13 protein-coding genes and 1 pseudogene are annotated in these 14,002 nt (G+C 73.1%); all 14 read right to left on the bottom strand.

Annotation, left to right across the window (positions count from 1 at the left end):
* Positions 1–225 (bottom strand): annotated as a pseudogene (locus ABZS66_RS44435) (AIR synthase); the annotation flags it as partial.
* Complete coding sequence (locus ABZS66_RS44430; RefSeq protein WP_354768824.1) at positions 222–1,274, bottom strand: MSMEG_0568 family radical SAM protein; 1,053 nt, start codon at positions 1,272–1,274, stop codon at positions 222–224. The gene ABZS66_RS44430 and the pseudogene ABZS66_RS44435, both read right to left, overlap by 4 nt.
* 1 nt (position 1,275) lies before the next feature.
* The gene (locus ABZS66_RS44425) at positions 1,276–1,788 is read right to left on the bottom strand and encodes an MSMEG_0572/Sll0783 family nitrogen starvation response protein (protein ID WP_354768822.1); all 513 of its coding nucleotides are present in this window, start codon (positions 1,786–1,788) and stop codon (positions 1,276–1,278) included.
* Between the two features lie 23 nt (positions 1,789–1,811).
* Positions 1,812–2,612, bottom strand: a complete 801-nt coding sequence (locus ABZS66_RS44420) for an amidohydrolase family protein (protein WP_354768820.1) — start codon at positions 2,610–2,612, stop codon at positions 1,812–1,814.
* Entirely contained in the window at positions 2,609–3,916 is a 1,308-nt protein-coding gene (locus tag ABZS66_RS44415; RefSeq protein ID WP_354768818.1) for an MSMEG_0569 family flavin-dependent oxidoreductase, read from the bottom strand. The genes ABZS66_RS44420 and ABZS66_RS44415 overlap by 4 nt, the downstream gene beginning before the upstream one ends.
* Before the next feature lie 241 nt (positions 3,917–4,157).
* Positions 4,158–5,753, bottom strand: a complete 1,596-nt coding sequence (locus tag ABZS66_RS44410; protein ID WP_354768816.1) for a DUF4139 domain-containing protein — start codon at positions 5,751–5,753, stop codon at positions 4,158–4,160.
* Between the two features lie 41 nt (positions 5,754–5,794).
* Complete coding sequence (locus tag ABZS66_RS44405; RefSeq protein WP_354768814.1) at positions 5,795–5,989, bottom strand: DUF397 domain-containing protein; 195 nt, start codon at positions 5,987–5,989, stop codon at positions 5,795–5,797.
* Between the two features lie 111 nt (positions 5,990–6,100).
* Positions 6,101–6,301, bottom strand: coding sequence for a DUF397 domain-containing protein (locus ABZS66_RS44400; RefSeq protein ID WP_354768812.1), 201 nt, complete (start codon positions 6,299–6,301; stop codon positions 6,101–6,103).
* Positions 6,302–6,348: 47 nt separating this feature from the next.
* Positions 6,349–7,197 carry a helix-turn-helix transcriptional regulator gene (locus ABZS66_RS44395; protein WP_354768810.1) on the bottom strand — a complete coding sequence of 283 codons (849 nt, stop codon included), beginning with the start codon at positions 7,195–7,197 and terminating at the stop codon, positions 6,349–6,351.
* Between the two features lie 154 nt (positions 7,198–7,351).
* A complete protein-coding gene (locus ABZS66_RS44390; protein ID WP_354768808.1) occupies positions 7,352–7,768 on the bottom strand; it encodes a DUF6232 family protein in 417 nt (138 codons plus the stop codon).
* A gap of 360 nt (positions 7,769–8,128) precedes the next feature.
* Positions 8,129–10,243: a glycoside hydrolase N-terminal domain-containing protein gene (locus ABZS66_RS44385; RefSeq protein WP_354768806.1), complete on the bottom strand. Its 2,115-nt coding sequence runs from the start codon at positions 10,241–10,243 to the stop codon at positions 8,129–8,131.
* Entirely contained in the window at positions 10,224–12,098 is a 1,875-nt protein-coding gene (locus tag ABZS66_RS44380) for a beta-galactosidase (protein ID WP_354768804.1), read from the bottom strand. Before ABZS66_RS44380 ends, ABZS66_RS44385 begins: the two co-directional genes overlap by 20 nt.
* A 4-nt stretch (positions 12,099–12,102) precedes the next feature.
* Positions 12,103–13,032: a carbohydrate ABC transporter permease gene (locus ABZS66_RS44375; protein ID WP_354768802.1), complete on the bottom strand. Its 930-nt coding sequence runs from the start codon at positions 13,030–13,032 to the stop codon at positions 12,103–12,105.
* Complete coding sequence (locus ABZS66_RS44370) at positions 13,029–13,967, bottom strand: ABC transporter permease subunit (protein WP_354768800.1); 939 nt, start codon at positions 13,965–13,967, stop codon at positions 13,029–13,031. The genes ABZS66_RS44375 and ABZS66_RS44370 overlap by 4 nt, the downstream gene beginning before the upstream one ends.
* Between the last annotated feature and the right edge of the window lie 35 nt (positions 13,968–14,002).

The raw sequence follows: 14,002 nt of genomic DNA, 5'->3' as shown, positions 1-14,002 counted from the left end.
GGTGCCGCCCGCGCCGGCGGCGGCGATCGCCTGGTTCATCGCCGAGGTCGAGTCCAGCACGACCGTGCGCGGGTCGTCGTCGCGCTCGTCGCGGTCGGTGCCGGTGAACAGGCCCTGCTCGGTGACGAAGACCCGCTCGCGCAGCCGGTGGTACTCCGCCGGCCGGTCGGCCGGGCCGATGAGGAAGCGCGGGGCGCCCAGCAGGGCGGGCACGAGGTCGCTCATCCGCCGGCCGCCTGCAGCACGCCGCACGCCCCGCACGCGGCACAGCCGGCCCGCTGGTCCGCGCCGAGCATGCCCGCCGCCCGCAGCAGGTCCGCAACGCGCTGGGTGACGTCGCGCACCAGCGCGGGCGCCGGGGCCGGGACGCCGTCGCGGCGGGCCAGCGTGCCGGCCATCGGCCGGAACGGCACCACGAACGGGTAGACGCCCCGCTCGATCAGCCGGGCCGCGCCCGCGACCAGCTCGTCGGGGTCCTCGCCCAGGCCGATCAGCAGGTACGTCGACACCTGGTTGCGCCCGAAGACCGCGACCGCGCGGTCCCACGCCGCCTCGTAGTCGGCCATCGGCACCGCGCCCTTGCCCGGCATCCAGCGGCGCCGGATCTCGTCGTCGAGCGCCTCGACGTGGATGCCGATGGCGGCCGCGCCGGCCGCGCGCAGCTCGTCGACGACCGCGAGGTCGGCCGGCGGCTCGATCTGCACCTGGATCGGCAGGCCGGGCACCGCGGCCAGGACGGCGCGGACCGCGCGCACCAGGTTGCGGGCACCGCGGTCCGGGCCGGCCGTGGTGCCGGTGGTCATCACCATCTGCCGGACGCCGTCGAGCCGGACCGCCGCCTCGGCCACCTCGGCCAGCTGGGCCGGGGTCTTCGCGGCGACGGTGGCACCGGCGCGCAGCGACTCCTCGATGGTGCAGAAGCGGCAGCGCTGGTCCTCGGTGTACCGCACGCAGGTCTGCACGACGGTGGTGGCCAGCACGTCCCGGCCGTGCAGCCGGGCGATCTGCTCGTAGGGCACCCCGTCGGCGGTGGCCAGGTCGTAGAAGCGGGGCCGGCGCACGACCTCCAGCGACAGCCCGGTGTCCGCGTCGCCGAGCCACAGCCGGTTGTCGCGGACCTCGTACGGGCTGTGCGGGTTGATCGGCAGCGCGGCGTTGCCGCCGTCGATCACCAGGTGCCCGTCGTCGCTGGGGCCGGCCCCGGCCGGGCGGCGCACGGGTGTCGCCACCCGCACGCCGCGCACGGCCAGGTCGGCACGCACGTCGATGCTCATCTCAGAACATGTACGTCGAGTTGATGATCGCGCCCTTGCGCGCGTAGTGGATGATCGCGTCCTGCACGTCGAGCGGGTGGGTCGGGATGACCCCCTCGATGAGGTCCTCCTCGCGCGCGCCGTGCAGGGACAGGCCGAAGCGGCAGCAGTACACCTTGCCGCCCTCGGCCATGAACGTCTTCAGCGAGTTGTTGATGTTGTGCTCGCCGGGGAACGCCGAGTTGCCGGTGGTCGGGAAGCCGCGGGTGGCCAGGCAGTTCAGCGAGCCGGGGCCGTAGAAGTAGATGGCCGACTCGAAGCCCTTCCGCAGCGCGCGGGTGGCCTGCAGGATCGCGACGAAGCTGACCGAGGACTCGTGGGCGATGCCGTGGACGAGCGTGAAGTAGCTCTGCCCCTCCTCGGCCTTGTAGTCGGGGAAGACCTTGGTGCCGCCGTAGATGCTGGAGCCCTCGGCGAGCGCCGGGTGCGGGATCTCGTTGAGGCTCTTCTGCTCGAGCTCGGTCAGGTCGGCCATGACGTTCTCCTCCAGATCGGATTTCAGCCGTACAGCTTGTCGAAGGTGGTGCGGAACACGAGGTCGGACAGTTCCGTGCCGGCGACGGCGGCCCTGAGCCGGGCGGACTCCCCGGCGTGGTCGCCCCAGGGCTCGTCGCTGGCGAACAGCACCCGGTCGTGGCCGAGGCCACGCCGGTCGATCTCGGCGGCGAGCCAGCGCGGGGTGAACCCGATGGCCCAGGACAGGTCGGTGTAGACCTGCTTGCCGGCGGCGATCCAGTCGAAGAAGCGGCCGCCGGCGAGCTTGATGTGCCCGCTCATCCCGCCGCCGAAGTGCACCAGGTGGAGCTTCACGGCGTCGCCGTGGCGCTCGACGAGCTCGCCCACCCGGTCGATGTCGGACGCCGCGCCCGGCGAGGTGTGCACGTGCACGACCAGGTCGTGCTCGCGGGCGGCGGCGAAGATGGGGTCCAGCCCCGGGTCGTCCACGCCGCCGCCGAGCAGGAAGCTCAGCTTCAGCGCGCGGACGCCCGGCTCGCCGGCCAGCCGCAGCGCGGCCGCCGTGCGCTCGCGGTCGGTGTCCTTCGCCGACACCCACAGGCCGCAGCGGATCCGGTCGTCGCGCTGGGCCGCCTCGACGACGAGCTCGTTGAAGCCGAACGCCACGTCCGGGTCGGGCACGCCGTAGTTCGGCAGGACCAGGGCCCGCTCGGTGCCCTCCCGGTCGAGGTCGGCGAGCAGCTCGTCGACGGTCGCGCGGGCGGTCACGTCGGGGTTGACCGGCGGCCCGCCGTAGAACGGGTACGCCGGGAGGACCCCCAGGTGCCGGTGCGCGTCGTTCATGCCGCCCACTCCAGGTCGGGGTAGGTCTCGGTCGGCGTCCCGGCCAGCCAGCTCACGCCGTCGGTGACCTGCCGGCGCCGGGCCGCGGTGATCCGCTCGGCCAGGTGGGCGGCGTCGCGGGCGACCCCGGCGAAGCGGCCGGAGCCCCACGTGTGCTGCCAGGGCAGGCCGAGGAAGTACAGGCCGGGGCAGCCGGTGACGCCGCGGTCGTGGGTCGGGTAGCCGCGGCCGTCGAAGACCGGCACCTCGATCCAGCGGTGGTCGCGGTGGAACCCGGTGCTCCAGACGACGGCGGCGATGCCGCGCAGGTCCAGCTCGGCCGCCGGGGCGTCCGGCCGCCACACCGGCACGTACCGCGCCTCCTCCGGCGCGTCGAGGCCGTGCCGCGTGACGTGGGCGTCGATGGCGTCCTTGATGCCCTCGGCGACCGCGTCGGCGGCGTCCAGGTTCGCCGCGAGGTCGTCGGCGAACGTCGCGCGCCCGCCGTCGATCGACCGCAGCCGCCCGTACAGCCGCATCCCCTCGGCCGCGAAGCGCCGCAGGTCGATGTCGCGCCCGCCGTCGCGACCGGTCATGTAGTGGTTGGCGCGCAGCCGGACCGCGTCGGCGTCGCCGAACTCGTGCACGCCCTTGTCGTAGTGGCCCATCTCCTCCAGCCAGGCGAGCGTGTCGCGGCCCCGGTAGCGGCGGGCGGCCCGGGGAGCTCCGCCGACCGCGAGGTGCACCGGCCGCCCGGCCAGGTGGAGGTCCTCGGCGATCTGGCACCCGGACTGGCCCGTGCCGACGACGAGGACCGGTCCGTCCGGCAGGTCCTGCGGGTTGCGGTACTGCGACGAGTGCAGCTGCGCGACGCCCGCCGGCAGCCGCTCGGCGACCCGCGGCACGGCCGGCCGGTGGTACGGCCCGGTGGCCACCACGACCTGGTCGGCGGTGTGCCGGCCGGCGCTCGTGAGCAGCTCGAAGACGCCGCCGGGGGTGCGCCGCAGCCGGGTCACCGCCACGCCCTCGCGCAGCGGCGGGTCGAAGCTCGCCGCGTACTTCTCCAGGAACGTCACGACCTCCGGCCCGGCCATGAAGCCGTCGGGGTCGTCGCCGGCGTAGGCGAAGCCGGGCAGCCGGCACTGCCAGTTCGGGGTGACGAGGCAGAACGAGTCCCACCGGCGCTCGCGCCACTCGTGGCCGACCCGGTCGCGCTCGAAGACGACGTGGTCGGCGCCGCGGGCCCGCAGGTGCCAGCTCATCGACAGCCCGGCCTGGCCGCCGCCGACGACCGCGACCCCGACGTGGGGGTCCCGCCGGCTCACCGCGCGGCGCTTTCAGAGGAGATCTGCGCGGCCCCGTCCGGGCGGCGCACCGACACGTACCGTTCCGGCATGGCGAACCCTCCACCGGCCCGTCCGCCCAGGTAGGGCGGCTGGTGATGCCGACCAGTGAAGGAATCCGCGATTTCGGCGAGGTTTCATCCGGAACAACTCGCCGTGAGATGGTCCTCACGCGAATCGACGGATGTCACGCCCGTTTCCGTCGTGCTACCTGCTCCTCGCGCTACTCGCGCCAGCCGGACATCTCGATACCCTTCGCCGTGTCCACCCGGTAGCCCAGACGCAGCGTGGCCGACTGGCCCTCGGCGAGCTGCAGGCGCCAGGTGACCACGCCCAGGTCGGTGCGCTCGGCCGGCTGCGGCTCCACGACGGTCTCGCGCACGGCGATGCCGTCGTGGCGGCTGACCGGGAGCTGGTCGAGCACGGTGAGGCGGACCGGGCGGCCGGTGAAGTTGCCGACCGTCGTGCGGTACTCGACCTCGCGGCGGCGGCTCGACCCGAGTGTCGCCTTGGTGGCGGTGCGGCGGACCAGCTCGCGCTCGACCCGCACCCGGTCGTCGAGGCCCAGCGCCAGCTCCAGCTCCTCGCCCGGCGCCCACGTCGACAGCGCGGTGCGGCTGACGAAGTCGGCCTCGTGGAACACCGACGCCTTCCCCGGCGGCAGGGTGTGCTGCGACGAGTTGGTCACCACGGCCCGGACGTGGACGTCGGTCGAGCGGGCCGGGGCGGTCACGTGGTCGAGCCGGGCGGCCAGGTCGAACACGGCGACCGTGGCGCGGGCCGTGGTGCCGTCGGCGGGCACGGCGACGGCGCGGGCCGGGCGGTACGTGGCGGCGATCGGGCCGTCGTCGACCTTCGCCTGGGCGAGGTCCATCGCGGCCGCGGCCACGGCCACGCCACCGGGTGCGCGGGGCGGCGGCGGGCCGCCCGGGGCGGCCATCATTGGCGCCGGCGCGGGGAACCCGCCGGTGAGGGTCGACCCGTACGGCTGGGGCGGGGGCGGCGGCACGAACAGGTCGAGGTACCACGGATCCAGCTCGGGGATGGCGACGACGCCCGACGGCCGGGCCGTGGAGAGGGCCAGCTCGCACTCCGGCCAGTCCTCGCCGGTGCGCTGCTCGACGAGGCCGAACCAGGTCAGCTGCAGCGTCTCGCCGACCAGCCGCACGTCGTACGTCGAGCGCCAGCCGGCCTCGGGCACCTGGTAGGAGACGTCGAGCTCAACCTCGCCCGCCGCCGACACGGCGAGCGCGACGACGGCGTACCGCCCGTCGGGCTCCCGCTTGCCGGACAGGTCGGCGAGCCGCCGGTCGAGCGCGGCGATCCGCTCGGCGACCTCGGTGCGCCGCTCCCGCAGGTCGCGCAGGGCGGCCAGCACGTCGGTGAGCTCGCCCCCGAGCGTCGAGGTGAACGAGGCGACCGCGTCGGTGGCCGCGGCGCCGGTCGCGAGGGCCCGCGCGTAGGCGCCGCTGGCCCGCTCGCCGAGGGTGGTGAGGAACGCCTGGCGCTGCCGCAGTACCGTCTCCGCGTCGTCGATCTCGACGGACTCGCCGGCGGCCCGGTCCCGCTCCTCGCGCACCGCGGCAAGGGTGGCGTCCGCGGGCCGCTCCCGCCGCCGCAGGACGACGTCGACCCCGAGCACGGTGGCGGGCCCGCGCCCGCTGACCCGGATGGAGTCCCCGTCGAGGCTGAGCGGCAGCGGCCCGACCTCGACGGTCTGCTCCCCGGCGTCGAGCGCAACCCTCCCCCGCCGGGTGACCCGCGCCTGCGTCGGGTAGACGGTGACGGCAACGACAGCGGCGTCGATCGTGTGAGTCACGAGGGGCACCGTAGCCCATCCGCGCACCCCGGGGGATCCCGTCAGCGGCGGTGTCCGGCCTTGAGCACCGCGACGAAGAGCTGGCAGTCGTCCGGATGGAACACCAGCTGCGGCGCCGCCTCATCCGCCGAGCGCCGGACGATCACCCGGTCCGGCTCCAGCCGGACCTGCACGCAGTTGGTCGTGTCGCACCGACCGCTGACCTTCCAGCCATCGTCGCTGCCGCTGCCCGCCATGGCTGGCCCCTATCGACGTTCGTCGTCAAGCCTTCAGGATAGGAGCAGCGTGGCACGATCTCACCGCCTCACGACCGCGGGCGGCGAGGCGATCCCACCGCCCGCGGCGCGCTATTCAGCGAACTGGAAGTCTCCGACGGTGATACCCGCAGCGAAGGCGTCCCACTCCGCGCGGGTGAAGCGAAGGACCGGCCCGGCCGGATCCTTCGAGTCGCGGATCATGATCTCACCATCGTCGGCGGCCACCTCCACGCAACTGTCCTGCTCGCAGCGTGAGCTTCGCAGCCACGTGGGCGGTTCGTCGTTCTGCACCTGAATCCCATCTCTCGAGCCTCCGGGCACCCGGCATCCGGAAGACATTAGCGACGACGAACCAACTCGGCCCGCAGCGACGCGGCTGCGGCCTCGATTGCTGCGATCGAGGCCTCCGGCGACAGGGACGATTCCCACATCTGCTCGAAGTAGGCGCGGTGAGCGTTGACGACGTCGGCCGAGTGAATGACTTCGTCGGTCACACGTTGTTCGCGGTAGAGCACCGCGCTCTCGTGGGGATCGAGGTCGAACAGCACGAATGTTCCGACAACCATGTAGGCCCAGCCGACGTCCTTGGGAAGCAGGCGGACGATCAGGTTCGGCTCGCGGGCCGCTTCAGCGAGCGCGTGGAGTTGGCCGGCCATAACGCTCGGACTACCGACCGTCCGATCCAGCAACAGCTCGTCGAGAACGGCTAGGTACTGTGGCGCCTGCCCCCGGCTCCGAAAGGTTTCCTGCCGTCGCATACGCAGATCGGTGGCGATCGCCCGGGCCTGCGGGGTCGGGTCCGCCGCGACCCGCTCGAGGACTGCCTCGGCGTACTCGCGGGTCTGCAGGAGTCCTGGAATGAGCGCGTAATTGAACGTCCGGATCGCGCTCGCTTCACCCTCGAGCTGCAGCATCTGCAGCGTTGTCGGCAGAATGTGCTCGCGGAACCCGGGCTCGTCCCACCAACCGCGGCCACGCTTGCGGGCCGCACGCGCGTCGGCGAGCATCCGCGCAACCAAGACCTCGTCGCGGACGTCGAGCAGCCGCAAAAGGGCATCCAGGTCGGTGAGGGAGATGGTGACATCGCCGTTCTCGATGCGGTTTACCTTGGACAGCGACCAGTTCAGCGCCTCTGCCACCTGACCCTGGGTGCGGCCGGTCGCATCGCGGGCTTTGCGGATCTCCAATCGGAGACGCCTGCGAGCGCCGGCGGGCGAGTCACCAGTGGCCATGAAGTGATCGATTCCTCGTCCACGGCTGGAAATCTGCCGTAAGGCAGATTGCGGTACCGCTACATCTACACCTCCCGCACGCAGAGCCGCAAGCGGACACGGCGAGTCGTCAGGACCGCGTGTCCTCGTTCCACTCGATTGCGCGCTGCAGCGCACGGCGCACCTGCCCGAACTCGACCGGGTCGGCGGTCGTGAAGATGCGGACCAGGCCGCCGCCCGGGATGTACGCCCACAGCTCCCGGCGGGCCGTCCGCGCTCGGCGCCGACGTCTCACGAATCCGGCCGCAATGCCCGCCGTCAGCAGCAGGAAAACCCACCCCACGGCGTGAGGCGCCCCGGGCTGCGTCGCCACCACGGCGACGACCGCGAGCGCCCCGCTGGAGCAGGACACCTCCAGCAGCGGCACCGCAGGCTCCCGTGGCACCACCACCCAGACCCGGGCGAAGTCGGCGACCCGGTAGTGGACCCCGGTCTCGAACGAACAATGCGTGATGCGGGCCCGCGGCCCGCGATAGAAGAGCGGCACTGTGCTCCCTCCCGGCGTGCCATTGCCGAGAGGAGGAAGATTGCGGCACCATTGTCCACAGAACGGGTCCTCCCTCCTCGCGACGGAAGACCAACCGCAGCGCCCGGTGGCCGCCGGGCGCTGTGGTCTTGAGGCGCCGACGGCGATTGCCGTCACGTCGAGTATCGGCGACTGTCACGCTAGATCGCCATGTCGAATCTGCGGTAAGGCAGATTTGTGAATCGTCGCGAAATGGTCCAAGCACCGCGAACCGCGGCGCATTTGGCACCCCGGTGCGGCACATGGCGCACAAACCGCGCGGAATGCACCGCATCGCAACCAGCGGTGTAGCAGATTGCGGTACCGCCGCCAGCGGATGCGCTACGTGACGAGCGTGTACCGCTCCCCAGCCTCGACCTCCAGCGTCAGGCGGCGGCCGGAGAACTCCACCACCAGCGGGCCGGTGGAGCCGGCGCGGAGGACGGCCTCGCGGAGGCGGCCGCCGGACCAGGACAGCGCCACCTCGTGGCCGCCACGGCAGCGCAGGCCGCGGGCCGAGCCGGACGCCCACGCCAGTGGGAGGGTCTTCAGCAGCGACACGGTGCCCTCGTGACTCTGGATGAGCAGTTCGGCGATGCCGGCTGTGGCGCCCAGGTTGCCGTCGATCTGGAAGATCCAGCCCGTCGGGCGGGCCGCGTCCGGGTGCAGGGTCAGCATCGATGGGGAGCACAGGTCGTCCAGGAGCGCGGTCAGGGACGCCGCCGCCAGCGCGGGGTCGCGCAGGCGGGCGGCCAGGCACAGGACCCAGGCGCGGCTCCAGCCCGTGTGGCCCGTGCCGGCGGCGAGGCGTTTGTGCAGCGCCAGGCGGGCCGCGGCGTAGTCGGCCGGGGTGCCCGTCTCGGTGATGCGGGTGCCGGGGTACAGGCCGTACAGGTGGGACAGGTGGCGGTGGCCGGGCTCGCTCGGCGGGCGGTCGTCGTACCACTCCAGCAGGGCGCCGTCGTCGCCCGTCGGCACCGGGCGGAGCGCGGCCAGGGCCCGCGACGCCTCGGCCGCCAGGGGGCCGTCCAGGGCCACCACGCGGGTCAGCAGCTCCCGGGCCAACTCCTGGTCCATGGCGCAGCCCCGGGAGACGGCGGTACCGGCGGCGAAGTCGTGCTCCGGGGAGGTCGACGGGCTGACGACGAGCGCGCCCGACGCGTCCGGGACCAGCATGTCGAGGGTGAAGCGGGCCGCCGCCTCGAACACCGCCGCCGGCGGCGGGTCGCCGCCGAACGTCCAGTGGTCCCACAGGTGGGCCGACAGCCACGGCAGCGCCGACGGCCAGTTCGCCCACTGGGGCTCGCCGGGCACCGGGGCGGTGAAGCGCCACAGGTCGGTGTTGTGGTGGACGGCCGCGCCGCGGGCGCCGTAGTGGAACGCCGCCGTCGCCGTGCCGGCCGCGGCCAGGTCGCGGGTCAGCGTGAGCAGCGGCTCGTGCAGCGGCCCCAGGTTCACCGGCTCCGCCGCCCAGTAGTTCATCTGCGCGTTGACGTTCGTCGTCCAGTTGCTGCTCCAGCCGGGCCGCACGTCGGCGTTCCAGATGCCCTGGAGGTTGGCCGGCTGGGTGCCCGGGCGGGACGCGGCGATGAGCAGGTACCGGCCCAGGTGGAACAGCAGCTCCTCGCGCGGGGCGCCGGGCAGGTGCAGGTCGGCCCGGTCGAACCAGCCGCGGTGCTCCTCGACGTGCCGCCGGCGCAGCTCCTCCGGCGAGCGGGCCCGGGCGGCGGCGACCCGGGCGGCGGCCGCGGCGGCCAGCCCGGACAGGTCGGTCGAGGGCGGCGCGAACGGGCCGCGGAAGCCGGTGGCCGCGGCGACGATCACGCGCGCCCCGTCGACCGCGGCGGCGACGGCGAAGCCCATGCCGGCCGGCCCGTACGTCACCGCCGGCGAGCGGTCGGCGACGTAGTTCGGCAGCACCCACTCGGGCGCCTGCCCGGTCCACACCACGCAGCCGTCGATCTCGCGCGACGTCACCCCCGGGTGCGGTGAGTGGAAGGCCGGGACACCGGGAACGGAGACGACGAGCACGCCGTCGGGCGCGGAGACGAACGAGGCGACCTCGGTACCGCCGTGCGCCGTGACGGCGACCGCCGACGCGAGATCGAGCGACCGGTGATAGCCGTCGGTCGATGCCGGGCCATAGGTCAGCGTCAACCGCCCCAGCGGCTGGTACGACTGGGTCCACGCGGACCCCTGCAGCGACCGCGCGAGGGCGTCGGCCCGCGCGTGGTCCCCCGCGGCGATCGCCGCGCGCAGCGCCGGCAGCACCGGGGCCGGCGACGGTCCCGAGGGCGGCGGCACCGGCCCCCCGGACCACAGCGTGTCGGCGTTGAGGTCGAACCATTCGGTACCGCACCGGCCGTGCACCATCGCCCCGAGCCGCCCGTTGCCGATCGGGAACCCGTCGTGGAAGTCGGCGGCCGGCGCCGCCAGCTCAATGCGGTGCCGCGACAACGGACACCGTCAGCGAGTCGTGGTCGAGCAGGAACACCCGGTCGCCGCGGCGCACGGCCTCCACGCCCGGCGGCAGGCCGGCCAGCACGGGCCGCACCCCGGCCTCGGCGCACACGCGCCGCAGCAACCGCCGCATCGCGGCGGCCGACGGCAGCGTGGCCACGTACCAGGCCCGCCCGTGGCGCAGGATCATCGGCCGCCCGTCGAGCGGCCCGCCGCGGGCCGCCGCCACCACGGCGGCGCCGCGAGCGGAGGCCCACTCGGCGAAGCCGGTCGCCTCGAAGTCGCCGAGCTCCCCGCCGACCGCCAGCGGCGCGGACAGCGGCCAGTGCTCCTCGACCCGGACCCCGAACAGCTCCATGAGCCCGAACGGCCAGCCGCCGGTGAAGACCCGCTCGGACCGGTCGGCGACCCCGCTGAACGGCCCCATGACCAGCGTGCCCCCGCCGGCCACGTAGTCGGCCAGGTGGCCGGCCAGCGCGGGCGTCACCTGGTACAGGTTCGGCACCAGCAGCAGCCGGTACCGGGACAGCTCGCCGTCGGCCCGCACGAAGTCGCAGGTCACGTTGTCCCGCCACAGCGGCGCGTAGTACTCCGTGAGCCGGTCGACGTACGAGAACCCGTCCAGGGGCTGGTGCGGCAGCTCGACCGCCCGCCACGAGTCCCAGTCCAGCACGATCCCGACATCGGCCTGCACCGATGTCCCGGCGACCCCGTCGAGCGCCGCCAGCGAAGATCCAAGCTCGCAGATCTCCCGGAACACCCGCGAGTCCGGCCCCGCGTGCGGGACCATCGCGCCGTGCGCCCGCTCGGCGCCCTGCCGCGAGGCCCGCCACTGGAAGTGCAGCACCCCGTCGGCGCCCCGGGCGACGGCCTGCATCGACCACAGCCGGTTCAGCCCTGGCCGCTTCGGCGTGGCCACCGGCCGCCAGCTCGCCGCGCCCGGCGACTGCTCCATGAGCAGCCAGGGCCGCCCGTCGCCGAGCGAGCGCACGAGGTCCTGGGACATGGCCCCGCGCAGCACGGCGTCCGGGTCGTTCGGGTCCGGATAGGTGTCCAGCGACACGAAGTCCTCCTCGGCGGCCCAGCGCCAGCCGTCGGTGTGCCGGTAGAAATCCATGAAGTTCGTCGTCACCGGCACGGCGGGGTTCGCTGCCCGCACGGCGTCGCGCTCGGCGGTGAAGCACTCCAGGAGGGCGTCGGAGACGAAGCGCTGATAGTCCAGTTCCTGCCCCGGATTTCCGATGTACTGCATGCGCCGCGGCGGCAGCACCTCCGCCCACGACCCGTAGCGCTGTGACCACACCGCCGTGCCCCAGGCGGCGTTCAGCCCGTCGAGGTCGCCGTAGCGGCGGGCCAGCCAGCCGCGGAACCGCCGCGCGCAGTGGTCGCAATGGCAGGCGGTGCCGTACTCGTTGCCGATGTGCCACATCCGCAGCGCCGGGTGCCGGGCGTAGCGGGCGGCGAGCGCCTCGGTGACGACGAGCGCGGCCCGCCGGTAGGCCGGCGCGCACGGGCAGTACTGGTTGCGCGAGCCGTAGAGGCGGCGCACGCCGTCGGGCCCCTGCGGCAGCGTGTCCGGGTGCCGGTGCCCGAGCCACGGGGGCGGCGACGCGGTGGGCGTCGCGAGGGCCACCCCGATCCCGGCGGTGTGGAGCCGGTCGAGCACGTCGTCGAGCCAGTCGAAGGTGAAGCGGCCGGGGTCCGGCTGCAGGGCCGCCCACGCGAAGACGCCGACCGTGACCAGGTTGACGCCGGCCGCGCGCATCAGCCGTACATCGTCATCCCAGACGGACGCGGGCCACTGCTCGGGGTTGTAGTCGCCCCCGAACAGCAGCCGTCCCTCGCTCAGCACGTCCTCAGCCCTTGATGGCGCCGGTCAGCATGCCCTTGGTGAAGTGCCGCTGGACGAACGGGTAGGCGAGCACGATCGGGATCAATGTCAGCGTCACGACCGCCATCTGCAGTGAGAGGTGGGCGATCTGCTGGTGGCCGGCGTACTGGCCGGTGCCGGTGGTGCCGGTGCCCGGCATCGCGCTGCCCTGCAGCGTGTAGGTGTAGAGGATCATCTGCAGCGGCCACTTGCCGTTGTCCGGCAGATAGAGCAGGGCGTTGAAGAACGAGTTCCAGTAGCCGACCGCATAGAACAGCGTGATCACGGCGAGCACGGGCCGCGACGTGGGCATGACGACCGACCACAGGGTGCGCCACTCCCCGGCGCCGTCCATCCGGGCCGCGTCGATGAGCTCGGGTGCGGTACCGCTGAAGAACGCCCGCAGCACCAGGATGTTGAACACCGACACCGCGAGCGGCAGGATCATCGTCCAGTACTGCCCGTAGCCGCCGAGGGCGGTGACGACGAGGAACGACGGGATCAGCCCGCCGCTGAAGAACATCGTCACGACGAGGAACATCAGGATCGAGCGGTGCGCGAACGAGCCGCGGCGCGACAGCCCGTAGGCGCACAGCACGCTCACCACCATCGACAGGACGGTGCCGACGACGGTGATCACCAGGCTGACCAGCAGCGAGTGGGTGACGAGCTGGTTGGTGAAGATCTGCCGGTAGGCCTCCAGGGTCAGCCCCTTCGGCACGGTGACCAGCCCGCCGGCCTCGTTGATCGCGGCCTGGGTGGAGAAGCTGGTCAGCACGATCGAGTACAGCGGCACCAGGATCACCGCGACGACGAGCACCAGGACGATGCCCTTGCCGGCCTTGGCCGCCGGCCCGGGCGGCTCCTCCCACACCGGCCCCCGGTGACGCCGGCGCGCCTGCACGTTGACGCTCATCTGCGGTACAACCCGTCCTCGCCGAAGGCGTGCGCCAGCTTGTTCGCGGCCAGCACCAGCAGCAGTGACAGGACGCCCTTGAACAGCCCGGCGGCGGCGCCGTAACTGAAGTTGTTGTTGACGACGCCGTAGTAGTAGGCGAACGTGTCGAGCACCTCGGAGGCGTCGCGCCCGACCGCCTGCCGCTGGACGAGCATCTGCTCGAAGCCGACGGTGAGCGCGTTGCCCAGCCGCAGCACGAGCATGAGCACGATGACGCCGCGCATGCCGGGCAGCGTCACGTGCCACAGCCGCCGCCACCGCCCGGCGCCGTCGGCGGCGGCCGCCTCGTAGAGACTCTGGTCGATGGCGGCGAGCGCGGCCAGGAACACGATGATGCCCCAGCCGGCCTCCTTCCAGACCGCCTGCGCGGTGACGAGGAACTTGAAGGCCTCCGGGTTCGTCATGATGTCCCAGGTCTCGTACCCGTGCCGGCGCAGGAGCGTGTTGAGCGCCCCGGCGCCGCCGAGCATCTCCTGGAACACGGTGACGACCAGCACCCACGAGAAGAAGTGCGGCAGGTACACCACGGCCTGCACGAAGGCGCGCACGCGCGCGCTGGCCACCTCGTTGAACAGCAGGGCCAGCGCGATGGGCACCGGGAAGTACAGCACCAGCTGTACCGCGCTGATGACGAGCGTGTTCTCCAGCGCGTGCCAGAAGATCGGGTCCTGGAACAGCCGCTCGAAGTTCCGCAGCCCGACGAGCGGGCTGTACCAGAAGCCGGAGTAGATGTCGTAGCTCTGGAAGGCGGTGACCAGCCCGAGCATCGGCGCGTAGGCGAACACGGCCAGCAGCACGACCGCCGGCACCGTCATGACGAGCAGCGAGCGGTCGCGGCGCAGCCGGATGCGCCAGCGCCGCTCCGGCCTCGGTGCCGGCCCGGCTGCGTCCACGGTCCGGTCCGCAGCCGGGCTTGCTGATGTCGTCG

This window comes from Dactylosporangium sp. NPDC005572 (assembly GCF_040605515.1).
GTDB lineage: Bacteria > Actinomycetota > Actinomycetes > Mycobacteriales > Micromonosporaceae > Dactylosporangium.
Note: the sequence above shows the minus strand (reverse complement) of the source record. Positions and strands in the feature narration are given on the sequence as shown.

What these genes read in the sequence shown, in the direction of transcription:
- ABZS66_RS44425 (WP_354768822.1), bottom strand. Translation starts at nt 1,788, where the DNA reads ATGGCCGACCTGACCGAGCTCGAGCAGAAGAGCCTCAACGAGATCCCG.
- ABZS66_RS44430 (WP_354768824.1), bottom strand. Translation starts at nt 1,274, where the DNA reads ATGAGCATCGACGTGCGTGCCGACCTGGCCGTGCGCGGCGTGCGGGTG.
- ABZS66_RS44420 (WP_354768820.1), bottom strand. Translation starts at nt 2,612, where the DNA reads ATGAACGACGCGCACCGGCACCTGGGGGTCCTCCCGGCGTACCCGTTC.
- ABZS66_RS44375 (WP_354768802.1), bottom strand. Translation starts at nt 13,032, where the DNA reads ATGAGCGTCAACGTGCAGGCGCGCCGGCGTCACCGGGGGCCGGTGTGG.
- ABZS66_RS44405 (WP_354768814.1), bottom strand. Translation starts at nt 5,989, where the DNA reads ATGGCGGGCAGCGGCAGCGACGATGGCTGGAAGGTCAGCGGTCGGTGC.